This window comes from Solilutibacter tolerans (assembly GCF_900155935.1).
Lineage (GTDB): Bacteria > Pseudomonadota > Gammaproteobacteria > Xanthomonadales > Xanthomonadaceae > Solilutibacter > Solilutibacter tolerans.
This window is the reverse complement of sequence record NZ_FTLW01000002.1, coordinates 328,051-352,276: the sequence shown is the minus strand read 5'-3', so window position 1 is coordinate 352,276 and position 24,226 is coordinate 328,051. Positions and strand designations below refer to the sequence as shown.

Sequence of the window (24,226 nt, the reverse complement as noted above, 5' to 3'; positions counted from 1 at the left end):
TCGGCGCCGTTTGTCAACCTCCAGCGGCGATCGTTTTCCGTTTCTGTGGCGTCGATCCGTTATCCGGTTTACCCGTGACGGAGCTTTGGCGCTTCGACCAAGCCGTGCGCCAATCGCGCCAGGCCCAGGGTATCGACCAACTCAACCTGCCTTCCTCGCACCTCAATCAAGCCATCGTCCTGCAGGCGGGTGAAGCCTCTGCTGACGGTTTCCAGCGCCAATCCCAGGTAGTTAGCGATGTCGATGCGGCTCATCGGCAATTGCAGGCGCACCGGGTCGCGGCCGATGGCCTTGTAGCGCGCGGACAATCCATGCAGGAACAAGGCGATGCGCTCGTTCGCCTGCCGTCGCACCAGGATTTCCTTATGATCCTGGTCGCGCCCGACGCTCATGCCGATGACGCGCATGAGTTGCTGCTGCAGGCCGGGAATCTGGGCCGCGACCTCGCCCAATTGGGCGAAGGGAATCTCGCACAGGCTGGTTTGGGTCAGAGCGACCGCTTCGCACCGATGCTTGCCATCGGCCAACGCATCCAGGCCAATCAGTTCACCCGGCAGGTGGAACCCGATGATTTGTTCGTCGCCGTTCTCACCAAAGGTCACCGTCTTGACCGCACCATCGCGGGTCACAAATACCGAATCCAGACCTTGGCCCATGCGGAACAAGCGCGCGCCCGCCCCCAGTGGACGGCGTTGGCGAATGATGTCGTCCAGTTGATCCAGGTCTTCATGGCTCATGCCGCCTGCAAGACACAGCTGCTGCAAGGAGCACCGTGCACAGCTGCGGCGCAGGCCAGGCAGATCCAGATGAGTCACCGCTTCCATAACCGCCATTATGCGGCTTGTGGGTTGGCGGCGCTGATTTCACTACGCAGGCAGGCTGCGACAGCCTAATACGCTCAAGAGGCCATGCATCGCAGGCACATCCATCAACCATGGTGCCGCCAGTGTCAGCAGGCCCGCCAGCAACACCAAGCCGCCCAGTCCCCACTTCAATCCGCGCCGATCCAACCAACGCGTGGCGCGAGCGCCCGTCCAAGTCAGCGGAACCATCAGTGGCAACGTCCCTAAGCCGAAAGCAAGCATCGTCAACCCCCCATGCAGCGCCGAGGACTGCAGCCACGCGGCGGCGAGCATGCTGGTGCTGAGTCCGCAAGGCAGCCAGCCCCACAACATCCCCAAGGCAAATCGCTTGGGCCAGGTATCTGCAGGCAGCAGCACTCGTTGCAAAGGCTGCAGCTTGCGCCATAAGCCTTGGCCGGGCCGCGCGAGAAACGCAAGCTTTCCGGCAGGCAGCAACAGGCGCAGGGCCACCAAGACCAGCACCACGCCGACTAGCATTCGTGCACCAGTCGCCAGCCATTCAAGCCGCGCCAGCGCAAGCAAGCCGCCACCCAACCCACCTGCGATGGCACCGGCTAGCGTGTAGCCGCTGACCCGACCGAAGTTCACCAGGGCGGCATCAAACCCACCCGAACGCCGTGCACCAACACCAAAGCCCGTGGCGATGCCACCGCACATCGCCGCGCAATGCACGCCGCCCAACAGCCCGGCGAGCCAGGCCGAACCCAACACCAACCAATCAATCGGCATCGGCGTGGTTTTCCGAAGGCGCATGCGGCTCGTTGGGGTCGTCATGCAGGATGTCGAGCGCCGGTGTATCCAAGTCGTCGAACTGCCCGCGCCTGACCGCCCAGATGAAAGCCGAGACAGCGATGCCCAGCAGAATCAGGCTGATCGGAATAAGAGCAAGGAGGATGTTCATCAAACGGGAACCTTGGTCAATCGCAACGCATTGAGTGTGACCAACAGTGACGAAAGCGCCATGCCCAGCGCTGCCACCCACGGGGTGACGTGGCCCATCGCCGCCAACGGCAGGGCCAACAGATTGTAGGCCGTCGCCCAACCCAGGTTCTGCCGGATCACGGCGCGCGTGCGTCGTGCGATGTCGATCGCTTGCGGGATTCGGATAAGGCGTGGCCCGGTGATGACGAAATCCGCCGCGCGTTGTGCAAGCGCCGCACCTTCGCCCATTGCCAGCGACACGTCTGCGCCTGCCAACACCGGCGCATCGTTGATGCCATCGCCTACCATCGCCACGCGATGCCCCTCTACCTGCAGCGCACGCACGCGTGCCAGCTTGTCTTCCGGTGTTTGTCGCGAGGCATGTTGGGGGATATCTAGTCGTTGTGCCATCGCCGCGACCGCAGTCTCACTGTCTCCGCTGGCGAGCGCTATCGACATGCCTGCATCACGCAGGCGATGCATGGCTGATGCGGCATCGCACCGCATCTGTTCGGTCAACGTGAATCGCGCATGGAGTTGTTCGCCATCGCCCAACCAGATGTCGTGACCCTCCTCTTTGCCGTTGGTCGCGGCAAATGTCGCTTGGCCCAGCTTCCACCGCTGTCCTGCCACCATGCCTTCGATGCCCTGCCCCGGCCACTCACGCACAGCTTCGGCCTTCATGCCTTGTGTCGATGGCAACGCATTGAATGCGCGCGCCAACGGGTGCCGGCTGTCACGCTCAAGTGCTTGTGCGATGTCGATCGCCTCAGCTTCGTGCATTCCGCTCAAGACATCGACATGGGCGATGCGCGGCTGGCCATCGGTCAGTGTGCCGGTCTTGTCGAACACCACGGTATCGACCGCAGCAAGACGATCCAGCACATCTTCGCGAACGCATAGCACACCGATCTTCGACAGCGCGCCATACGCTGCGGCCAGTGCGGAAGGAATCGCCAGCGACAACGCACAGGGGCAGCTCACCACCAGCACCGCCAGCATGACCTCGAAGGCGCGCGTCGGGTCATGGATTCGCCACCCGATGTAAACCACTAGCGCCGACAAGAACAGCAGCACGACGAAGCGATGCGCGATGCGATCCGCCAGCTGCGCCATGTGAGGCCGCTCGGCCTGGGCTTCATCCACCAACCGGGCCAATTCGGACAAACGTGTTTTCGCACCGGTGGCAGTCACTTTCAGCCGAGCCGGCATATCGATGCAGATGCTTCCTGCGTACGCGACATCGCCCACTTGTTTCGCCACCGGCGTGGATTCTCCGGTCAAGAGTGCTTCGTCAAAAGCGCCTGCCTGCAGCAGTAAACCATCGCAAGGTGCCGGCTCACCCGGGGCCACCCGCACGGTGTCTCCGGGTTGCAGTTGCGACACCAGCACTTGCTCGCGACCCGATTCGGCATCGTTTCCCGTCTCGCGCATCGCCAGCAGCGGGCGCGCACGTGCGAGAGCATCCACTTGCGCGCTGGCGGCTTTGCGTACGCCTTGCTCGATCATGCGCGCCGCAAGTAAAAGGAATACGAACATCACCGCCGCGTCATACCAGACGTGCACGCCATGGCGCACGGTTTCAACGACCGATGCGCCCCAAGCCAAGAGTGTCGATGTCGCGATCAACGTGTCCATGCCCAAACGGCGATGACGCAATTCACGCCACATGCCCTCAAGAAATGGCCACCCCGAATAGAACACCACCGGAGTGGCGACCAGGAATGTGATCCAGCGGAAAAAATCGCGCGTAGCCGACGACATCTCACCCGCGGTATCGAGGTAAAGCGCTTCGGCGAACATCATCGCCTGCATCGCGCCCAGCCCCGCGATACCCATGCGCAGGATCCATCGATTGCGATCGCGCCGCCGTGCTTCTTCGCGCTCAAGCCCGGTCGCAAGGTAAGGCCGGTAGCCGAGCGCTGCCATGCGTTGCAGTGGTTTCGATAGCGGCGTTGCATCGGGTCGCCAACGGATACGTACGCGCCCGGTCACGGCATTGGCCACGATGTCTTCGACGCCTGATTCGTTACGCAGGCCTTTGTCTATCAGCCATGCACATGCCGCGCAACGCATACCATCGGTAAGCACGGTGATCTCGCGGCTGCCATCTTCAAGCCACCGTGCGTGCTCAACGATCACGTCTTCGCGATCCCAAGCCGCGTAGTCCGCCAACTTCGTGCCCACGCGCGCTGCAGCCTCGCTGCGCAATTGGTAGTAGTCGGTCAATCGCGCATCGCGTATCCATGCGGCTGCAGCCGCGCAGCCATCACAACAAAATGGGCGCGATGCGCCATCGAGGTGCGCATGTGTCGGATGTGTCGGCAGGGCTTCGGCGCAATGAAAGCATTGGCCTTCGTCGATGACGAACGCTGCCATGACGGCGCTCACTCTGGCTCCACCGCCGGTAGCAGCACGACCGCGCTTTGCTCCTTGGGCATCCGTCCGCGCAACCGCCACTGTTCGTTGCCCGGGATGAGACTGAACTTCCATGCATGTTGTCGGGTGGCCTCGAATGTCTCTTTCGACAGCCAGCCTTGGGCATGCGCTTGTGGCAGCAGCACCAACACGCGATCCTGCGTGCGGTCCGTCGGGTGTTCGGCCATCAGACGCAGTGATTGCTTTTGCGGGAAGTTGCCGGCCATCGGCAATACTTCGATTCGCCCCTCCCGCTCACGCAGCAATACTCGCAAACCCATCGCGCCTGCACGGGCATCGGGGCCCAAGTCAGTCTGCTGGATCTGTGCAGTGCGTTGCACCTGGTCGGTGACCTCGCCCCCATCGCGATGTTGAATCGCGATCACCAAGGTGGCGATGCCGGCGACCACTACCATGGCAGGCAATCCAAACACCAGCCAGACCATCGGTTCGCGATACGCCTTGTTCGTCCTCGTCTTCATCACATCGGCCCAAAGAACTTGCTGGTCACCTGCTCACTCACGCTGCCATCGCGAGACTTGACCGTAAACGCTACCGGCTTCGCCCCGGAAACTGTTGCCGATGCGCGCAACGTAAGTGGTACCGTCAATACTTCTTCGGGGCTCGCTTCGACCGTCAGCGGACCTTGTGCCATGTGGATGCCTTCCTTGGCCTCGACATCAATAACGAAGCTACGTGAGATGTTGTCCTTGTTGACCAGGCGCAAGGTGTAACCATTTTCCACTTTGCCGCCCTCAACCTCACGATAGAGTGCATTGCGATCACGCATCGCCTCGACGATCAAGGCCGTTCGATGGGTAACGCCCCAAGCCCACGCCGCAAATACCGTCAACAGCACCGCGCCATAGATGATCACGCGCGGCCGCACCACACGCGTTCGCTTGCCATCAATCGCATTCTGCGTCGCATAGCGAATCAGCCCGCGCGGATAGCCCATCTTGTCCATCACGTCATTGCAGGCATCGATGCAAGCGCCACAAGCAATGCATTCGTATTGCAGGCCATTGCGGATGTCGATGCCGGTCGGGCAGACCTGCACGCAAATCGTGCAATCAATACAGTCTCCCAGCTCGTCCGGCGGAAATTTTGGCAAGGGATCACGCGCCGGACTGAACTCCGCCATGCCGGTATGTCCACGTGCTTGCGCGGCGGCATCCGCCGCCACCGCGTTGCCCGAGGCACGGAACACGAAGTCATAAGCCAGCACCTTGTCGATCAACCCACGACTGCGCTCAAGCACCGAAGACAAACCACGCTTGCGCGGACCGCGCGGCTCGCCGCGCATCGGGTCGTAAGCGATGATGAGTGTGTTGCGATCGAACATCGCGCTCTGGAAACGCGCGTAGGGACACATGTATTTGCACACTTGCTCCCGCAGGAACCCGGCAAAGCCCCACGTGGCGAGCGCATAGAAGAAAACCCAGAACGTTTCCCAGCCACCCCATTGCCAGCCAGTGGCGATCAATGGCGCGCGCGTAAACAACTCCCGCACCGGAGTGAAAAAACCAACGAAAGTGAAACCCGTCCATAGCGCGAACAGCGCCCATGCCAGATGTTTTCCCCCTTTGCGCAAGACCTTCTCGCGATTCCAGGGCATCTTGTCCAGCTTCATGCGGCGACCACGATCTCCTTCGATCGCGTTTTCGATCCACATGAAAATTTCCGTCCACACTGTTTGCGGGCAGGCATAACCACACCACAATCGTCCGGCGATCGCGGTGACGAAGAACAGCGTCAGTCCCGCCATGATCAGCAACATGGCGAGAAATATGAAATCCTGCGGCCAGAACGTCAGACCAAAGATGTAGAACTTGCGCGCAGGCAAATCGAACAATACCGACTGGTGGCCGTCCCAGTTGATCCACGGGAACACATAAAACATGCCCAGCAGCATCCAGACCGCGATCTTGCGCAATGTTTGCAAGCGCCCGGAGGTTTCGCGCGCATAGATTTTGCGTTCGCTGACGTAGTACGAATTGCCATCGTCGTCGATGACGTCCAGCGGAATCTTGTTGCCCATCGGATATCCCTCAATCCAGAGGCAATGCGCGATTGAAGCGGCTAGGCGGTCGCAATAGGATCCACGTGAACAAGCTGGAAGATGCGGTAGCCAACCAGAACATGAAGAAGCCGATGCTGTAGCCCATCGCCCGCGTCATCGGCAGTTCCGGAAAGGTCTGGTCACGTAGCATCAACGGATCAACGAAGGCGAAGAACACCATCGTCGCCACGCACGCAGCGAAGAAACTTGGCCACAAGATCGCGCCGATACGCTGCGCAAGTGGCCGAGGCGGATGGTCGAATGTCGGCTCGGTGAAGTCAGTCATCACTGCACGCTGGTATCTGGCTTGCCTGTCTCCGCGCCACGCTTCTGCGACAACGACCAGACATAAGCACCAACCAGACGTGTACGAGTGTCGCCCAACAACTCCTTGTGCGCGGGCATTACGCCATGGCGACCATCACGGATGGTTTTCTGCAGTGCTTCATTACTGTCGCCATACAACCAGTAAGCATCAGCCAGACTGGGGGCACCCAACTGGGTATTGCCCTTGCCATCCAGCCCATGACAACTAACGCAGACGCCATCAAACAATTTCTTGCCTTGGCTGGCCATGTAGTCGTTGCGCAGGTCGGCTTGTGGTTGCGATAGCGTGCGCAAATAGGCGATGACGTAGGCGACCGCGTTATCACCGCCCATGCCTTCGAGGACCGTGCCCCAAGGTGCCATCACGCCTTGGCGGCCTTGCTGGATGCTGCTTAATACCTCGTCCGGTGCCCCACCCCAATGCCAGATGTCATCGGTCAGGTTGGGATAACCGATCGCACCCTTGCCGGCAGATCCGTGGCAGGTGGAGCACGTGTTGTTGAAGATGCCTTTGCCGATGACGACGGCCTTCGGATCCATTGCCAGTTTGTCGATGGCTTTTCCGGCATACGGCGCAAATGTCACTTCGAGCTTCTTGTTCTCGGCGGCCTGCTCGCGCTTCATCTCGCCAGCCGATGTCCACTTGGACACACCAGCGAACGCACCGAAGCCTGGGTAGTAGATCAGGTAGCCCACGCTGAAGAGGATGGTCAGCCAGAACAGGTTGATCCACCACTTCGGCATCGGCTTGTTGTATTCGGTGAGATCGCCGTCCCAAACATGGCTTGTTTCATTTGGGCCAGGATCGCCCGGCCGACGCTTGGCGTTCGACCACAAGAGCCATGCGCAGCCCACCACGTTGATGAGCACCAGCACGACGATGTAGATCGACCAGCCGCTGGTGAATGAAGTAGTCCAATCACTCACGACACGCGCTCCTTGTTGCGATGGTTTGCTTGGCTGGCGATGACGACGCTGGTTGCTTGCTCATCCAGTGGCAGCCGCGCCGCGGCGTCGAAGTCATGCTGGCGGCGCGGACTCCAGGCCCACATCCAGCCCACGATGAAGAGCACGAGCAAGATGGCGGTGATGATTCCAGACAACATCTCAACCTCCTCTCGGCGCGGCCTTGCCGAGCCCCTGCAGATAGGCAACCACAGCATCGAGCTCGGTCTTGCCATCGACATCACCCATTGCTGCATCGATCTCGGCTTGCGAATAAGGCACGCCGACCTTGGTCAGCCCACGCATGTTGGCTTGCAACTGCTTGCCATCGACCTGGTTCTTTTCCAGCCACGGGAACGAGGGCATGTTGGATTCCGGCACCACATCGCGCGGGTTAACCAGATGCGCGCGATGCCATTCATCCGAATAACGGCCACCCACACGTGCAAGATCCGGTCCGGTGCGTTTCGAACCCCACTGGAACGGGTGGTCATACACCGATTCACCAGCCAGGGAGTAATGACCGTAGCGCTCGGTTTCAAAGCGAAGGCTGCGCACCATCTGCGAATGGCAGTTGTAGCAACCTTCGCGGATGTAGACATCGCGCCCTGCCAACTCCAGCGCGGGATAGGGCTTGACCCCCGGCAGCGGTTTCACTGCTTCGGCCTGGAACATCAAGGGGACGATTTGCGCCAGCCCGCCAAACGAGACTGCGATGGTGATCAGCACCGCCATCAGAGCGACGTTCTTTTCGATCTTTTCGTGGGTGAAACCTGTGTTGTTGTCGTTGCTCATCGCTCAGGTCCTCAGGCGCGGGCTTCGGAAACATGGGGAGCAAGCACCGGTGTCGGCGTTGGTTTTTTCGCGGCTTGCAAGGTCTTCGCCGTGTTCCACACCATCACGCCCATGCCTGCCAGAACGAATAACCCGCCTAGCAAACGGCCGAAGTAATACGGATACGTAGCGTTGAGTGCTTCGACGAAGCTGTAGGTCAGGGTGCCGTCGGCATTAGTGGCGCGCCACATCAGGCCTTGCATCACCCCAGCAATCCACATCGAGGCGATGTAGAACACCACGCCCAACGTATGCAGCCAGAAATGCACATCAATCGCCTTGACCGAATACATCGACTTCTGATGCGTCAGCCATGGAAAGAGTGCATAGATCGAGCCCAGTGAGATCATCGCCACCCAACCCAATGCACCGGCATGAACATGACCCACAGTCCAATCGGTGTAGTGCGAAAGCGAGTTGACCGTCTTGATCGACATCATCGGCCCTTCGAAGGTCGACATCATGTAGAAGCTGATCGCGACGATGAGGAACTTCAGCACCGGATCGGTGCGCAACTTGTGCCAGGCGCCTGACAGCGTCATCACGCCGTTCAGCGCACCGCCCCACGATGGCGCGAGCAGGATTAGCGAGAACACCATGCCGAGCGATTGCGCCCAATCCGGCAGTGAGGTGTAAAGAAGATGGTGCGGGCCCGCCCACATGTAGATGGAGATCAATGCCCAGAAATGCACGATCGACAACCGGTAGGAATAGATCGGTCGACCGGCCACCTTGGGCACGAAGTAATACATCATCCCGAGGAAACCGGCGGTCAGGTAGAAACCGACCGCGTTGTGTCCGTACCACCACTGCACCATGGCGTCGACTGCGCCGGCATAGACCGGATACGAATTGCTCAAGCTGGTCGGAATGGCCAGGCTGTTGACGATGTGCAGCAGCGCGATGGCGAGGATGAAGCCACCATAAAACCAGTTGGCGACATAGATGTGCTTGACCTTGCGCGCGACGATCGTGCCGAAAAACAGCACCGCGTACGCCACCCACACCACCGCGATGGCGATGTCGATCGGCCAGATGAGTTCAGCGTATTCCTTGCTCTGGGTCATGCCGAGCGGGAGTGTGATCGCCGCTGCAACAATGATCAGTTGCCAACCCCAGAAGACGAATGCCGCCAGCTTGTCGGAGATCAATCGCACATGACTGGTGCGTTGCACGCACCACAGGCTGGTCGCGAACAAGGCGGAGCCGCCGAACGCAAAGATCACCGCATTGGTATGCAGCGGACGCAGGCGCCCGTATTGCAACCATGGGATGCCGTCCGTCATCGTCGGCCAGTACAGCTGTGCGGCAATGACGACGCCGACCAGCATGCCGACCACGCCCCACAACACGGTGGCGATGGCGAATTGCATCACCACTTTATCGTTGTAGAAGCCCTTGGAGTTGTTGTCCATTGCAGAGTCCTTGGTCACCGGCACCATTTTCGAGGCGCCGCCACCCAGGGCACTTGATCCAGGTCAAATGGCTCGATCGCTATCAGTGCGATACGGAGCCAAATCAGCAAGCCTTGCTGGCCGCAGGATTGCCGTCTGCTGGCGCGGCTATTTACCCACGCAGAAGGTCGAGAAGATCGCGCCTAGCAAATCGTCGGGCAAAGTGCGTCCCGTGATATCGCCCAATCCGTCCTGCGCCAGACGCAGGGCCTCTGCGGCTAGTTCAGGTTGACTGGCTGTCAACTCTGCTGATGCCTGCCCCAACCAGGATGCACAATCGGCCAACGCGCGAACATGGCGCGCGCGCGCCGTGAACGCCCCCTCACCTGCCGCCAAATCACTGCGGGCAATGGCAGAAATTGCTGCTTCCAGGGCTGCTAATCCCGTGCCGTTTCGTGCAGAGACCTGCAGCGTATCGGCTGATGTCGATTCCGATTTTTCATCCAGCAAGTCTGCTTTGTTTTGGATGAGGATTCGATGCGGCACATTGGCCAACTGCGTTTCGAACGGCGCGAGTTCATCCGGATATCGCGCATCGACCACCACCAAGGCCAGGTCTGCTTGCGCGAGTTCCGCCTGTGCGCGGCGAATGCCCTCTTGTTCGATCGCTTCGCCGGTTTCACGCAGTCCTGCGGTATCGACGAGGGTCAATTCGACATCGCCTATGCGTACGGTTTCGCGCAGCAGGTCGCGCGTGGTCCCGGCGATGTCGGTAACGATGGCGCGCTCGCTGCGAGCCAGCGCGTTAAGCAGCGAGCTCTTGCCTGCGTTCGGCGGCCCGACGATGACCGCGTGCAGGCCGTCGCGCAATCGTTGCCCGGCTTCGGCGCGGGCGCGCAGGCGCTGAAGGTCAACCTGAATGTCGGCGAGCGTTGCGCCGAGGCGCGCCTCCGACAAGGTTTCCAAGGGTTCGTCGGCGAAATCGATCGCGGCTTCGGCTTGTACGCGCAGCGCCATCAATCGCGCCGCGATCGCTTCGACTTCATGCGAGAACGCGCCATCCAGTGAGCGCCGTGCCGCGCGCGCAGCCTGCGCACTGCCTGCGGCGATCAGGTCGGCGAGTGCTTCTGCCTGGGCAAGGTCCAACTTGCCGTTCTCGAACGCACGCGCACTGAATTCGCCGGGCCCGGCCTGACGCGCGCCGAGCAATATCGCGACATCGACCAACTGACGCAACACCGCCGGGCTGCCATGTGCCTGCAGCTCGGCGACATCCTCCCCGGTAAAACTCGCCGGCGCGCGGAAAACCAGGGCGATGCCATCGTCGATGATCTCGCCCTCACGATCGCGAAAACGAACATAGCGGGCCTGTCGCACGGCTAGCGCGCGTTGGCAGATCGTTTCGGCCATGGCGATGGCGCGCGGGCCGGACAAGCGCACGATACCCACGCCGCCCGCACCCGATGCCGTGGCAATCGCAACCAAGGTATCGCGCATGGGTTTGTCGTGTTTGTTCATGAGGGCAGCATCGCAAAACATACGGGCCCGCGTTACGCGGGCCCGATGTCGTCATTTCTTGACTGTCTTGCTGGGTGCACCCTTGGCAGGGGTATCTGCGTACTTCTTCAACATGTACCACTGCTGCAAGAGGCCGAGGCCGCCGTTGGCGACTTGATACAGCACCAGGCCCGCGGGCAGGAAGGCGAGCAGCACGCCGAAGACCACTGGCATCAGCTTCAGCATCTTCTGCTGCATCGGGTCCATACCCGGTGCCATCGGAGTCAGGTGCTGGGTCGCCATCATGATCGCGGCGTTCAGCACCGGCAGGATGAAGTACGGATCACGCGCGGTCAGGTCCTGAATCCAGCCGATCCACGGCGCATGGCGCAGTTCCACCGCTTCGGACAACACCCAGTACAGCGTCATGAAGATCAGGATCTGCGGAATGATCGGCAGGCAGCCACCGACCGGATTGATCTTCTCGGTCTTGTACAGCTCCATCATCGCCTGCTGGAACTTCTGCTTGTCGTCGCCGTAGCGCTCTTTCAGCTGCGCCAGGCGCGGCTGGAACTTGCGCATCTTCGCCGCCGACTTGTACTGCGCGTTCGACAGCGGGAACAGTGCGATCTTGAGGATCACGACCAGGCCAATGATCGCCCAGCCCCAGTTGCCGATCAGCCCATGCAGCTTCGACAGGATCCAGAACAGGCCTTCGCCGAGCATGGCGAAGATGTCGAAGCGGCTGTAGTCGACGGCGCGATCCAACTTCGGCACGTTCTGCGCCTGAATCAGTTCGACTTCCTTCGGGCCTACCCACAACTTGGCAGTGGTCGTCGCACTCTGCCCGGGCGCGAGGGTGAACTGCGGACCGGTCGCCGAGATCGAGGCCGCACCACCTTGCTGATCGAGCGCGTACAGCGCCGGTTGATCGGCCTGCGGAATCCATGCGCTGAAAAAGTGATGCTGCAACATCGCCAGCCAACCACCTTCGATGGTCTGGTTGAGTTTGCCGTCATCCAGGAAGTCATCGAACTTGCGGCGCTCGTAGCCGCCATCCTGGCTATACCAGGTCGCGCCACGGAAGCTGTAGGACTCCGGGTGGAACATGCTGGCTTTGATTTCCTGCGGCACACGCACCAACTGGCGATATACGTAACCCGTCCAAGGCGTGGCACTGGCATTCTTCGCGACATCGCGCACTTCGATGGTGTAGCTGCCACGCTTGAGGATGTAGGTGCGCTCGATGCTGACGCCGTTCGGGCCGGTCCAGACGAAGGGGATGCTCAAGCTGTCCTGACCGTCAGCCAGTGTGTACGTCGTGCCAGGCGATACGGGGACGAAACCTGCCGCGTGCGTCGGCGCCGCCGCGCCGTTCTGCCCGACCCAACCACTCTGCGCCGCATAGAAACTCGCGGGATTGGGATCGAACAACATCACCGGCTTGCTGCCGGCGTCGCGTGTCTGCGGGAATTTGAGCAGATCCGCTTCGCGCACGCTGCCGCCATCGAGCGTCACTTGCAGCACGTCAGTGGTTGCGACCAAGCCTTGTGCAGCGGGCGATGCCTTGGTCACCGGCGCTTGCCCACCGACCACCGGCACATTGGCGGTCGGCACCGCGCCCGGCGTAGCCGGCGCCGCCTGACCGGGCACCATCGCCGGCGGGGCGGCGATCTGAGCAGCCGGGGTCACAGGCGCGCGTGCAGCTTGTTGCTCCTTGCCCCACTCCATCCACAAGAGCGTCGCCACCATCAGCCAGGCGAAGATAAGGAAAAGGCGGGTCTGGTTCATTCAGGCGTGCTCATGTCAGGCCGACCGGGGGACGGCCTGGAAGGTGAATTGAAAGAGTCGGGCATTGTGCCGGTCGCATCCGCTCGCGGCAACGCGCCAGCACGGCGCAAGGTATCCAGCAGGGCGACCATCAATGCCTCGTTATCCAGTTTGGCCGCGGCAGGTTTAGCCACGGCTACCAGAGAACGTGGTGCCAACTGGTCCCGATGCAAGCGGAACGTTTCGCGCCAGATGCGCTTGATGCGGTTGCGTCCCACCGCCCTGCCATCGACCTTGCGCGACACCGCGAGGCCAAGCGTTGCGCCATCGCTCTGATCGGTGGCAGGCGCAACATGCAAGGTCAGCGCCGGATGATGGGTGCGACGGGCATTCTCGAAGACCCGCGCATAGGCCGCACGCGAACGCACCCGCGCCGTTTTCGGGAAACGGGCGGGTGCGAGGGATATCATGTCAGCGTCAGGCTGCGGCCTGCGCGCCGGAAACCGCGACGGCGCAACAGGGCGCCGCTCGAGCGGATCAGGCGGACAGGACCTTGCGGCCCTTCGCGCGGCGGCGAGCCAAAATCTTGCGACCATCAGCAGTCTTCATGCGGGCACGGAAGCCGTGATCGCGCTTGCGCTTGAGGTTGCTGGGCTGGTAGGTGCGCTTGGTGGCCATGGTTCAGGACCGAAAGAGATAAACGGAACCCGAAATTCTAGCGCGGCCACGGATGGGCGGTCAAGCGATGGTTTTCCGGAGCAAGCATCGCCGCACGCCCGATGCTAATCTGCTGAGTCCAGCACGCCGCACCCCCGGCGCCTTTCGAGACCCCGGATTTACTCGCGCGATGACGTCTTCCCTGCAATCCCACCCCGCCGACGCTCTGCCCGACCCGTGGCCGCAGTGCATGGCTCGGCTCGCGGCCGAATTGCCGCAGGAAGAAGTCCACACCTGGCTCAAGCCCCTGCAGTCGAAGCCGCAGAGTCGCGGGCTGGTTCTGTTCGCGCCCAATGCTTTTGTGTTGGATGAAGTCAGGGCCCGTTATCTGCCACGCATCCGCGAACTGCTGAACCATTTCGCCGGCAGCCCCGAGGTGCAGTTGGAGATTGGCACCCTGCCCTCCTCCCGCCCCGCAAGCCCGTCGGCGTCCATGCACAGGCCAACACCCATGCCCGCCGCCGAGCCCTTCGTCGGCAACATGGACACGCATTACAGCTTCGACAACTTCGTCGAGGGTCGCAGCAACCAGATGGCGCGCGCCGCTGCCTGGCAGGCCGCGCAGAAGCCCGGTGATCGCTTGCACAACCCTTTGCTGTTGTACGGCGGTACCGGCCTCGGCAAGACCCATTTGATGTTCGCCGCGGGGAACGAAATGCGTCGGCTCAACCCCGGCGCCCGTGTGCTGTACATGCGCTCGAACGAGTTTTACAACGAATTCTTCCGTGCCTTGCAGGACAGGACTGCGGATCAGTTCAAGCGCCGCTTCCAGAATATCGACGCGCTCTTGCTGGATGACATCCAATTCTTCGCCGGCAAGGATCGCACCCAGGAAGAGTTCTTCCACACGTTCAATACATTGTTTGATGGCAAGCAGCAGATCATCCTGACCTGCGATCGCTATCCTCGCGAAGTGGAAGGCCTGGAGCCTCGCTTGAAGTCGCGTCTGGCCTGGGGCCTATCGGTCGCCATCGACCCACCGGATTTCGAGACGCGTGCGCAAATCGTATTGGCGAAAGCCCGCGAACGCGGCGTGCAACTGCCTGAGGACGTGGCCTTCCTGCTCGCCAAGCGCATGCACTCCAATGTCCGCGACCTCGAAGGCGCCCTCAATACATTGGCGGCCCGGGCCAACTTCACCGGCAAACAGATCACCGCGGAATTCGCCCAGGACACCTTGCGCGACCTGCTGCGTGCGCAACAGGCCTCGGTTTCCATCCCAAACATCCAGAAGACCGTGGCAGACTACTATGGGCTGCCGTTACGTGAGCTCCTGTCCAAGCGCCGCACGCGCTCCCTGGCCCGCCCGCGGCAGGTGGCGATGGCGCTGGCCAAGGAGTTGACGGAGCACAGCCTGCCGGAAATCGGGGACGCTTTCGGGGGACGTGACCATACGACGGTGTTGCACGCCTGCAAGCAGGTGCGCAATCTCATTGCCACGGATGCCAAGCTGCACGAAGACTGGGACAAATTGCTGCGCAAACTCACTGAATAACCCTATCGATGAGTCTGTGCGTCGCCTGTGGATAAGTCGGGGACAGTTTTTGGCCTTAATTTTATCCACAGCTTGCTCCACCTTTTTACCAACCTTTCAAGCCATCGATCCAACTTAAAATTTCTCTTTAAAAACAGATGGTTAAGTAGGTTATCCAGTGTTTTTGGGCGCTCCTACACCACCAAGTTTTTAAAGTTATTACTTCTTAAAAGCCAAGCAGCTCGACGACTCAAGGAACCTACTCGATGCGTTTTTCCCTGCAACGCGAAGCCCTGTTGAAACCCTTGGCCCAGGTCGTCAACGTGGTTGAACGCAGACAAACCTTGCCGGTGTTGGCCAACCTGCTGCTTCAAGTGGAAGACGCGCGCATTTCATTGACCGGCACAGATCTTGAAGTCGAGATGATTGCTCGCGCTGAAGCGCAAGACACCGAAGCCGGTGAAACCACGATCCCGGCCCGCAAGTTCTTCGACATCGTCCGCGCCCTGCCCGATGGCAGCAAAATCACCGTCACCCAGTCTGGCGACAAGATCACCGTGCAGGCGGGCCGCAGCCGCTTCAGCTTGTCCAGTCTGCCGGCGAATGATTTCCCCTCAATTGATGAGGTGGATGCTACCGAACACGTACAGGTGCCCGAGTCCTCGCTGAAGGAACTCATCGACCGCACCGCCTTCGCCATGGCGCAACAGGACGTGCGTTACTACCTCAATGGTCTGTTGTTCGATCTGCGAGACAGCTCCCTGCGCTGTGTGGCCACAGATGGCCATCGCCTGGCCTTGTGCGAAGCCCCGCTGGAAGAAGGTGGGCAGAAGCGTCAGATCATCGTGCCGCGTAAAGGCGTGCAGGAATTGCAGCGCTTGCTCGAAGGCGGTGACCGGGTGCTGGATCTTGAGCTGGGTCGCAGCCATATCCGGGTCAAGCGCGACGATGTGACTTTCACGTCCAAGCTGATCGACGGCCGCTTCCCTGATTACGAAGCGGTGATCCCGATCGGCGCCGACAAGCAGGTTAAGGTGGATCGTGAGGCGCTCCGCGCGGCCCTGCAACGCGCAGCGATCCTGTCAAACGAGAAGTACCGTGGCGTGCGCGTTGAAGTGTCGCCTGGCCAGATGCGCATCCAGACCAATAACCCTGAGCAGGAAGAAGCCCAGGAAGACGTCGAGGCCGAGACCAAGGTGGATGGGCTCGCCATCGGCTTCAACGTAACCTATCTCCTGGACGCCCTCACCGCCCTGCGCGATGAACAGGTCATCCTGTCGATGCGCGATGCCAACTCCTCTGCCTTGGTGCAGGAAGCTGGCAATGAGCGCAGCCGGCACGTGGTGATGCCGCTTCGCCTCTGACGTGCGGCAAACAATGTTCCACGTGAAACCTCACCGCCCGGCATGTCCGGGCGGTTTCGCATGCATAGCCGTCTGAAATGCATATCTCTCGCCTTGACCTGCAGGACATTCGCTCCATACATCAGGCACGCTTGATGCCGGGTCCTGGGCTGAATCTGTTGGTTGGCGAGAATGGCGCTGGCAAGACCAGCGTGTTGGAGGCTCTACACCTGTTGGGTTATGGGCGTAGTTTTCGCGGCCGGGTGCGTGATGGCCTTATTCGGACAGGTGCTGAGGCTTTACAGGTGTACGCCGAGTGGCAGGATGCTGCGAACCGGCCAAGACGCGTTGGCCTGCGGCATACCGGCAGCGATTGGACGGGGCGACTGGATGGTGAGGATGTCGCTCAATTAGGTGATTTATGCGCGGCCATGGCGGTCATCACCTTTGAGCCCACCAGTCATGCTTTGGTTTCCGGCGGCGGCGACCCGCGACGGCGATTCCTGGATTGGGGTTTGTTCCACGTGGAACATGACTATTTGGGCCAGTGGCGGCGCTATGTTCGGGCACTGAAACAGCGCAATGCCCTACTCAAGGCGCGCAACGCCGGGGCCCAGCTTGATGCTTGGGATCATGAGTTTGCCGAGGCCGGGGAACCACTTCATCGGCACCGGCAGACTTATATGGCCGCACTACTGCCGCACTTGCAAGCCGTGACCGAGCAATTGTTGCCTTCTTTCGGTATTGCGGCGTTTGATCTCCAGGCGGGCTGGAAGCAAAGCCAGATGTCGCTGGCTGATGCCCTGCTCCTTAATCGCGAACGCGATCTCGCCCTTGGGCACACAGGGGTTGGGCCACACCGTGCGGATTGGCGGGTGGATTTCGTTGCCCGGCCTGATCGTGAGCCCTATTCCCGAGGTCAGGCCAAGCTCGTTGCCCTCGCCTGTCTGTTGGCCCAGGCCCGGCAACTGCATGAGGCGCGCGGTGAGTGGCCGGTAATTTTATTGGATGATTTCGCTTCGGAACTCGATTCACGGCATCGCCAACGCGTACTGGATCAACTCGACAACGATGGGATTCAAGTCTTCCTGAGCGGGGTCGATACCTTGCCGGAGATCACGGGGAAAAGTGTCACGATGTTTCACGTGGAACACGGTCAGATTCACCCGGCGAGCTGAATCTCGGGCAGGGTCTGGCGAGCGCTGGATGCTACAATAATGCGTTGAAAACCAGCCTTTCGGCGCGCCTTTTTGGCGGTGCCACAACGGAGTTCTGATCCGCATGACGGAAGCGACTGAAGCGACCCCCGGCCAGCCCAACGCCAACTACGATTCCAGCAAGATCACCGTACTGCGAGGCCTGGAGGCCGTTCGCAAGCGCCCGGGCATGTACATCGGCGATGTGCACGATGGCAGCGGCTTGCACCACATGGTGTTCGAAGTGGTCGACAACTCGATCGACGAGGCGCTGGCCGGCCATGCCGACGAAGTCATCGTCACCATCCACGAGGATGGCTCGGTGTCGGTCAGCGACAACGGCCGCGGCATCCCGGTCGATATCCACAAGGAAGAGGGTGTCTCCGCAGCCGAAGTCATCATGACCGTGCTGCACGCGGGCGGTAAGTTCGACGACAACAGCTACAAGGTCTCGGGCGGCCTGCACGGGGTGGGCGTGTCCGTGGTGAATGCGCTGTCGGACAAACTGACCCTCGACATCTGGCGCGATGGCGGCCATCACTTCCAGGAGTTTTCGCTGGGCGAGCCGGTGGCGCCGTTGAAGCGTCTGGGCGAGCAGGGCGGTCGTCGCGGCACCACGCTGCGTTTCTGGCCCTCGGCTGAGATCTTCACCGATACCGAATTCCACTACGACATCCTGGCCCGCCGCCTGCGCGAGCTGAGCTTCCTCAACTCTGGCGTCAAGATCACCCTGACCGACGAGCGCGGGGAAGGGGAGAGCACGACCTTCCAGTACGAGGGCGGTATCCGCAGCTTCGTCGAGCATCTGGCCCAGCTGAAGACCCCACTGCATTCGAACGTCATCTCGGTGACGGGTGAAGCGAACGGCATCACCGTGGACGTCGCCCTGCAGTGGACCGACGCTTACCAGGAAACGATGTTCTGCTTCACCAACAACATCCCGCAGAAGGATGGCGGCACCCATTTGCAGGGCTTCCGTGCGGCGTTGACGCGCACGCTGACCAATTACATCGAGCAGAGCGGCATCGCCAAGCAGGCCAAGGTGAGCCTGTCCGGCGATGACATGCGTGAGGGCATGATCGCCGTGCTGTCGGTGAAAGTGCCGGACCCGAGCTTCTCCAGCCAAACCAAGGAGAAGCTGGTCTCATCCGAGGTGCGCCCGGTCGTTGAGAGCACGTTCGGTGCACGTTTGGAGGAGTTCCTTCAGGAACACCCCAACGAAGCCCGCGCCATCGCCGGCAAGATCGTCGATGCGGCGCGCGCCCGCGAGGCCGCGCGCAAGGCCCGCGACCTGACCCGTCGCAAGGGCGCGCTGGATATTGCCGGCCTGCCGGGCAAGCTGGCCGACTGCCAGGAGAAGGATCCGGCGCTGTCCGAGCTCTTCATCGTCGAGGGTGACTCGGCGGGTGGCTCGGCCAAGCAAGGCCGCAACCGCAAGACCCAGGCGATCCTGCCGCTCAAGGGCAAGATCCTCAACGTGGAACGTGCGCGCTTCGACCGCATGTTGGCCAGCGCGGAGGTTGGCACGCTGATCACGGCGCTTGGCACGGGCATCGGCAAGGACGAATATAACCCGGATAAATTGCGCTACCACCGCATCATTCTGATGACGGACGCCGACGTCGACGGCAGCCACATCCGCACCTTGTTGCTCACCTTCTTCTACCGGCAGATGCCGGAGCTGATCGAGCGCGGGCATGTCTATATCGGCCTGCCTCCGCTATACAAGATCAAGCAGGGCAAGAACGAGCTGTACTTGAAGGATGACGCGGCACTGGACGTGTATCTAGCCAACAACGCGGTGGAGGGCGCATCGTTGATTCCCGCGGAAAACGAGCCGGCGATCGAAGGCGCGGCGCTGGAGAAGCTCTTGCTGTCGTTTGCCGAGGCACGCGCCGCGATCGCTCGCAATGCGCATCGTTATGACCCGATCGTGCTGGAGTCGCTGATCGACTTCACCCCGCTCGATGCCGCGTCGCTCGCCGCCAATACCGACGAAGCGCACGAGCTGGAAGCCCTGGCAGCGCGGCTCAACCGCACAGGCCTTGGCAAGCCGCGTTACGCCCTCAAGCTGCAGCCGGCGACCGAAGGCCATCCGGCGGCGCTGCTCATCGTGCGCACGCACATGGGCGAGGAACTGACTCAAGTGCTGCCGTTGTCGATCTTCGAGCATGGCGAATTGAAGCCGCTGCGCGAAGCCGCCGCCGTGTTGCACGGCTTGATCCGCGACGGCGCGCAGATCGTGCGCGGCAATCGCGCGCAGGAAATCGCGAGCTTTGCCGATGCACAGGCGTGGCTGCTCGATGAAGCCAAGCGTGGCCGCCAGATCCAGCGCTTCAAGGGTCTGGGCGAAATGAACCCCGAGCAGCTCTGGGACACCACGGTGAACCCGGAAACGCGTCGTTTGCTCCGTGTGCGCATCGAGGACGCGGTCGCCGCGGATCAAATCTTCACCACGCTGATGGGCGATGTGGTGGAGCCGCGCCGCGAGTTCATCGAAGACAACGCGCTGAAGGTCGCCAACCTCGACGTGTGACAACAGCAATGTGCAAGCAAGTGCCGCAAGCCGCATAGAAAACCCGCCGGATGGGTGACATCCGGCACATGGTGGAGCGCGAAGGCGAGGGCACACTGCTGGCATGAACATGCCACCAGCCATCCCAAACGAAAATCCCGCACCCACGGTCGCATCCTCGACGTCCGAAAATCCATGGGCAGGCTTAGCCATCGATTTTCTGATCGCGATCGCGGTGCTGATTGGCACCGTGGTGGGCGGGATGGTGGCATGGGGCTTCTACAAAGCCATGCAGGCCGGCATGCAGAACCCGGGTATGGCGGCAAACCCGGACGCAATGACCAAGGCTATCGGTGCGCCGAATGATGCGTTAATGATGATCATCAGCAGTATCGGCATGGCTTTGGCGGCGCTGAGTGTGTACTACTTCCGCCGACGTGCCACGCCGGAAGAGCGGCGCGTATCAAAAGCGGCCGCGGCCCAACCACGGACCTGGATCGAAGCCATTGGGCTGGGTTTGGCCCTATGCATCGCCAGCATGGCGCTGACCTGGGGGCTGGAAAAGCTGGGCCATGTACCCAACCCCACCAATTTGAAGATGTTGGAAGCCGCCATGGCATATAGCCCGGCGCTGCTGGTTCTATTGGCGGTGGTCATGGCGCCGGCGTTTGAAGAGCTGCTCTTTCGACGTGGATTTTTCGGGCGGTTTTGGGCGGCAAAGAAGCCGATGACCGGCATGATCGCCAGCAGCGTGCTGTTTGCCTTCGCCCACGAAGTGCCCGGTACGTCCGATTCACCCATCGCCATGACCTTGGTTTTGCTGTTGTTTTATACGGGCATGGGCGCCTGTCTGGCCTGGATCTACCGTCGCACGGGCACGCTGTGGGCGCCGATCGCCACGCATGCCACCAACAACCTTGTGGCCGTGGTGGTGATGATCGCTGGCTACGCAGGCTGAACGGAGATTGGGCGTTGACGCGCCATTGAACTGAAAAGGCGTAAAACCAGAGGCCATTCATCCTCGGAAATGCAGCCATGCGCCTTCGCCAGACTCGTTCACTCGTCCTTGCCGCCGCCGTAGCGGTCGCCGTCAGTGCCTGCGCTACGACAACCTCACCGACAGGGCGCACCCAAGTCGTGGGCGGCGTTTCCCAGCAACAACTCGACCAGATGGGCGAACAAGCCTTCGCTGAAATGAAGGCTCAAAAAGCGCAAACCACGGATGCGCGACAACGGGCGTATGCCGCGTGCGTGGTGAATGCCATCGTCCGCGAATTGCCGCCGGCATGGCAGCAGCGTTATCGCTGGGAGTCGGCGGTATTTGTCGACAACAGCCCGAACGCGTTCGCATTGCCGGGTGGCAAGGTGGGCTTGTACACAGGCATCTTTACCGTTGCGCGCAACCAGGATCAGCTCGCTGGCGTGATCTCGCATGAAATCGGGCACGTACTGGCCAACCATCACAACGAGCGTATTACTCGTCAGGTGGGTGCACAGGGCGCGTTGCAGGTGGCAGGTGCCATCCTGGGTTCACGCTACGGGCAGGGGATAGGCGATGCCGCGATGCAAGGGGGCAGCATCCTTGCCCAGACCGGTTTTCTGTTGCCGGGTTCGCGCGTGCAGGAAGCCGAGGCGGACGTGGTTGGCCAGCAATTGATGGCGCGTGCAGGCTTCGATCCGCGTGCTTCCGTCGGGTTGTGGGAGAACATGATCAAGGCCAGTGGTGGCAACCGCTCGCCCGAATGGCTGTCCACCCACCCCGAGCCGCAGGCGCGCCTGGCCGAAATGAACCAGCGCGCCACGACGCTGATGCCCGAATATGAAAGCGCCAGGGCAGCAGGCAAACGCCCGAACTGCGGCTAACGGCCCGCACAGCAGCTGAACGCGAGCGTTGGCAAGACCTGCCGGCGGCTGGCGCATTCTGCTAGGTTTTACGGTCTACGCCGCTAGGCAACAAGACCGTTTTTCAGGAGAGCATCATGAAGACCCTCAACCGCCCACTGACCGCAGCTATTGCATTGGTACTGGGTGCCGCCATTGTCTCCCCCGTCTTTGCCGATCCGCAGAGTCGCCAGGCAGGCCGGCGCGATAGAGCAGCGCAAAAAGCGGACGAGCAGCAGAAAGAGGCCCCGCAGTTTCCGGAGGCCACACGCGAAGAGCCGAAAGCCCGCGCCACCGCCAAGGGTGCCAAGCAGCTCAAGGCCATGAGCGAGGCCTACAACGAAGAAAAGTATGCAGAAGTACTCGCCATCGCTGTGCCGTTCGCGGAGTCGAGCGAAAGCGATTACGAAAAAGCCTTCGCCTACCAACTGGCTGGTGTAGCCGCGAGCGAAGCCAATGACAGCGCGAAAGCCGCGCAATATTTCCAGGCCGCCATTGACGCCAACGGGTTGGATAACAACAGCCACTACCGGGTGATGAACAATCTCATCGCAACCCAGGCCCAACTCGAGCAATGGGATGCCGCGATGAAGACGCTGGAACGCTTCCTTGCGGAAACCAAGTCGCAGGAGCCGCAGTATCAGTCGATGCGGGCCAGCCTGTTGTCGAGTGCTGGTCGCAGTGAAGAGGCGTCCAAGGCGTTTGCGGAACTCTTGGCGAAGAACCCGAATGACAAGAAGTTGCTGATGAACACCGTGGTGACCCTGCAGCAGGCGGACAAATTTGCCGAAGCCAACAAGCTGCTGCTGGACGCCCAGAGCAAGGGCATGCTGACCGAGGCGAACGAATACCGCGCCTTGTATTCCGGCCTGTTGAATGAAGACGATGGTTGGAAGCGGGCCGCGGCAGTGGTTGAAGATGGCGTGGCCAAGGGTGTGTTGCCTAAGGACCAGGATCTTGGCAAAGCGTGGTCGGTCGTGGCCAACCAGGCATTTTTTGCTGATGACCTTGACGCTGCCGCGAAATACTATGCGGCAGCAGCGCCGCTGATGCCGGACGGTGAGGCGTGGCTCAATCTGGCCAAGGTCTACAACAACCAAGGCAAGACGAGCGAGCAGCGCGCTGCCGCCAAACAGGCCTTGGCTAAGGGCGTCAAGAACACGGCCGAGGCGCAGCGCCTGGCCAACGCCAAGTAAGGCCTGTCGCACAAACCCGGACCTGCGCGTAGTGCATCACGCGCAGGGTTTGGTATAAGCTTGCAGGTTCCTGCCGCCTCCGGGTGGCAGTCTCCATGAACCGGGCGTCCGCGCCCAGCAACAACGAGCCAGCGCATGACGGAAACCACCGCCCGCTACGAGTATCAGGAAGACCGCGAGGAAGGCCTGAACTGGCCCCGGATCGCAGGCATCTCGGCGGCTATTGCTGTCCACGTGGCCGCATTGATGTTGTTGATGGCGCCGGTTTCTCCGCCGCCGTCGGCGGATGAGCAAGAAGATCGCGTAGACGTGCAGTTCATCGAACCGCCGCCACCGCCACCGCCGCCGCCGCCGCCGCCGAAAGAGCCGCCCAAGGAGATCAAACTGACGCCGCAGCCTCCGCAGCCGCAGCCGAAGACGATCACCCCGCCGCCGCCGGAGCAGCCGCCGATCGTCACCGACACCCCGCGTGCGGTCGATGTCCAGGCCCCGCCGCCGTCGCCGCCGGCCCCGCCGACGCAGCCGCCGGCACGGCCAAGTCCGCCATCGGGCGACTTGTCCGCCAGCGTATGTTCGCGCGTGCAGCCCACGTATCCACGTGAAGCACTGCGTGCGGGCATCTCGGGTACGGTCCAGGTATCGGTCTCGTACAACAACTCGGGCGCCGTCACTAGTGCCTCGGTTGGTCGCAGCAGTGGCAATCGCGACCTGGATCGTGCGGCGACGTCCGCGGTGAAGCGCTGGAAGCTGTGCCCGGGTTCGGGTGATGGCAGCGGCTTCATCAACGTCGACTTCAATATGGGCGGATAATCCGTCTATCGAATCATCACTAACCCCTTGGGTCTTTTCATCCACTCAACAAAGGTAAGCGTC

The 24,226-nt window shown here is 61.3% G+C and carries 23 protein-coding genes; 8 read left to right on the top strand and 15 right to left on the bottom strand.

The genetic code is table 11. The annotated features are described in order from the left end of the window. Positions 1–68: 68 nt before the first annotated feature. From BW989_RS04780 to rpmH, 15 genes are all read right to left on the bottom strand, one after another. A complete protein-coding gene (locus BW989_RS04780) occupies positions 69–737 on the bottom strand; it encodes a helix-turn-helix domain-containing protein (RefSeq protein ID WP_165688554.1) in 669 nt (222 codons plus the stop codon). A gap of 129 nt (positions 738–866) precedes the next feature. Continuing rightward, positions 867–1,616, bottom strand: coding sequence for a sulfite exporter TauE/SafE family protein (locus BW989_RS04775; protein WP_242651317.1), 750 nt, complete (start codon positions 1,614–1,616; stop codon positions 867–869). Continuing rightward, on the bottom strand, positions 1,582–1,764 hold the full coding sequence (gene ccoS, locus BW989_RS04770) for a cbb3-type cytochrome oxidase assembly protein CcoS (protein ID WP_076585876.1): 183 nt from the start codon (positions 1,762–1,764) through the stop codon (positions 1,582–1,584). Before ccoS ends, BW989_RS04775 begins: the two co-directional genes overlap by 35 nt. Then, positions 1,764–4,163, bottom strand: coding sequence for a heavy metal translocating P-type ATPase (locus BW989_RS04765; RefSeq protein WP_076585874.1), 2,400 nt, complete (start codon positions 4,161–4,163; stop codon positions 1,764–1,766). Before BW989_RS04765 ends, ccoS begins: the two co-directional genes overlap by 1 nt. Before the next feature lie 8 nt (positions 4,164–4,171). Beyond that, a complete protein-coding gene (locus BW989_RS04760; RefSeq protein ID WP_076585872.1) occupies positions 4,172–4,684 on the bottom strand; it encodes a FixH family protein in 513 nt (170 codons plus the stop codon). Beyond that, positions 4,684–6,243, bottom strand: coding sequence for a 4Fe-4S dicluster domain-containing protein (locus tag BW989_RS04755; RefSeq protein WP_076585870.1), 1,560 nt, complete (start codon positions 6,241–6,243; stop codon positions 4,684–4,686). The genes BW989_RS04760 and BW989_RS04755 overlap by 1 nt, the downstream gene beginning before the upstream one ends. A 10-nt stretch (positions 6,244–6,253) precedes the next feature. Further along, a complete protein-coding gene (locus tag BW989_RS04750) occupies positions 6,254–6,550 on the bottom strand; it encodes a hypothetical protein (RefSeq protein ID WP_076585868.1) in 297 nt (98 codons plus the stop codon). Then, positions 6,550–7,518, bottom strand: a complete 969-nt coding sequence (ccoP, locus tag BW989_RS04745; protein ID WP_076585866.1) for a cytochrome-c oxidase, cbb3-type subunit III — start codon at positions 7,516–7,518, stop codon at positions 6,550–6,552. Before ccoP ends, BW989_RS04750 begins: the two co-directional genes overlap by 1 nt. After that, complete coding sequence (locus tag BW989_RS04740) at positions 7,515–7,697, bottom strand: cbb3-type cytochrome oxidase subunit 3 (RefSeq protein ID WP_076585864.1); 183 nt, start codon at positions 7,695–7,697, stop codon at positions 7,515–7,517. The genes ccoP and BW989_RS04740 overlap by 4 nt, the downstream gene beginning before the upstream one ends. A gap of 1 nt (position 7,698) precedes the next feature. Continuing rightward, on the bottom strand, positions 7,699–8,331 hold the full coding sequence (gene ccoO, locus BW989_RS04735) for a cytochrome-c oxidase, cbb3-type subunit II (protein WP_076585862.1): 633 nt from the start codon (positions 8,329–8,331) through the stop codon (positions 7,699–7,701). 11 nt (positions 8,332–8,342) lie between these two features. Then, positions 8,343–9,785 (bottom strand): cytochrome-c oxidase, cbb3-type subunit I, encoded by a 1,443-nt coding sequence (gene ccoN, locus BW989_RS04730; RefSeq protein ID WP_076586462.1) that lies wholly within the window; start codon positions 9,783–9,785, stop codon positions 8,343–8,345. Between the two features lie 147 nt (positions 9,786–9,932). Further along, complete coding sequence (gene mnmE, locus BW989_RS04725; RefSeq protein WP_242651313.1) at positions 9,933–11,282, bottom strand: tRNA uridine-5-carboxymethylaminomethyl(34) synthesis GTPase MnmE; 1,350 nt, start codon at positions 11,280–11,282, stop codon at positions 9,933–9,935. A 51-nt stretch (positions 11,283–11,333) separates the two neighbouring features. Continuing rightward, complete coding sequence (gene yidC / locus BW989_RS04720) at positions 11,334–13,052, bottom strand: membrane protein insertase YidC (protein ID WP_076585860.1); 1,719 nt, start codon at positions 13,050–13,052, stop codon at positions 11,334–11,336. After that, positions 13,049–13,501: a ribonuclease P protein component gene (rnpA, locus tag BW989_RS04715; protein ID WP_076585858.1), complete on the bottom strand. Its 453-nt coding sequence runs from the start codon at positions 13,499–13,501 to the stop codon at positions 13,049–13,051. Before rnpA ends, yidC begins: the two co-directional genes overlap by 4 nt. A gap of 67 nt (positions 13,502–13,568) precedes the next feature. Further along, complete coding sequence (rpmH, locus tag BW989_RS04710; RefSeq protein ID WP_076585856.1) at positions 13,569–13,709, bottom strand: 50S ribosomal protein L34; 141 nt, start codon at positions 13,707–13,709, stop codon at positions 13,569–13,571. Between the two features lie 229 nt (positions 13,710–13,938). Between rpmH and dnaA the strand changes: the two genes are divergently transcribed. The 8 genes from dnaA to BW989_RS12875 all read left to right on the top strand — a co-directional run bounded on the left by dnaA (position 13,939) and on the right by BW989_RS12875 (position 24,163). Continuing rightward, a complete protein-coding gene (dnaA, locus tag BW989_RS04705) occupies positions 13,939–15,243 on the top strand; it encodes a chromosomal replication initiator protein DnaA (RefSeq protein WP_425476648.1) in 1,305 nt (434 codons plus the stop codon). 245 nt (positions 15,244–15,488) lie between these two features. Continuing rightward, on the top strand, positions 15,489–16,586 hold the full coding sequence (dnaN, locus tag BW989_RS04700; protein ID WP_076585852.1) for a DNA polymerase III subunit beta: 1,098 nt from the start codon (positions 15,489–15,491) through the stop codon (positions 16,584–16,586). Between the two features lie 77 nt (positions 16,587–16,663). Further along, positions 16,664–17,743 carry a DNA replication/repair protein RecF gene (recF, locus tag BW989_RS04695; protein ID WP_076585850.1) on the top strand — a complete coding sequence of 360 codons (1,080 nt, stop codon included), beginning with the start codon at positions 16,664–16,666 and terminating at the stop codon, positions 17,741–17,743. 103 nt (positions 17,744–17,846) lie between these two features. After that, the gene (gyrB, locus tag BW989_RS04690) at positions 17,847–20,297 is read left to right on the top strand and encodes a DNA topoisomerase (ATP-hydrolyzing) subunit B (protein ID WP_076585848.1); all 2,451 of its coding nucleotides are present in this window, start codon (positions 17,847–17,849) and stop codon (positions 20,295–20,297) included. A gap of 103 nt (positions 20,298–20,400) precedes the next feature. Then, a complete protein-coding gene (locus tag BW989_RS04685; protein ID WP_083688234.1) occupies positions 20,401–21,234 on the top strand; it encodes a CPBP family intramembrane glutamic endopeptidase in 834 nt (277 codons plus the stop codon). A gap of 77 nt (positions 21,235–21,311) precedes the next feature. Next, on the top strand, positions 21,312–22,139 hold the full coding sequence (locus BW989_RS04680) for a M48 family metallopeptidase (RefSeq protein ID WP_076585845.1): 828 nt from the start codon (positions 21,312–21,314) through the stop codon (positions 22,137–22,139). A gap of 116 nt (positions 22,140–22,255) precedes the next feature. After that, the gene (locus BW989_RS04675) at positions 22,256–23,353 is read left to right on the top strand and encodes a tetratricopeptide repeat protein (RefSeq protein ID WP_076585843.1); all 1,098 of its coding nucleotides are present in this window, start codon (positions 22,256–22,258) and stop codon (positions 23,351–23,353) included. Positions 23,354–23,488: 135 nt separating this feature from the next. Then, the gene (locus BW989_RS12875) at positions 23,489–24,163 is read left to right on the top strand and encodes an energy transducer TonB (RefSeq protein WP_076585841.1); all 675 of its coding nucleotides are present in this window, start codon (positions 23,489–23,491) and stop codon (positions 24,161–24,163) included. The last annotated feature ends 63 nt before the right edge of the window (positions 24,164–24,226 follow it).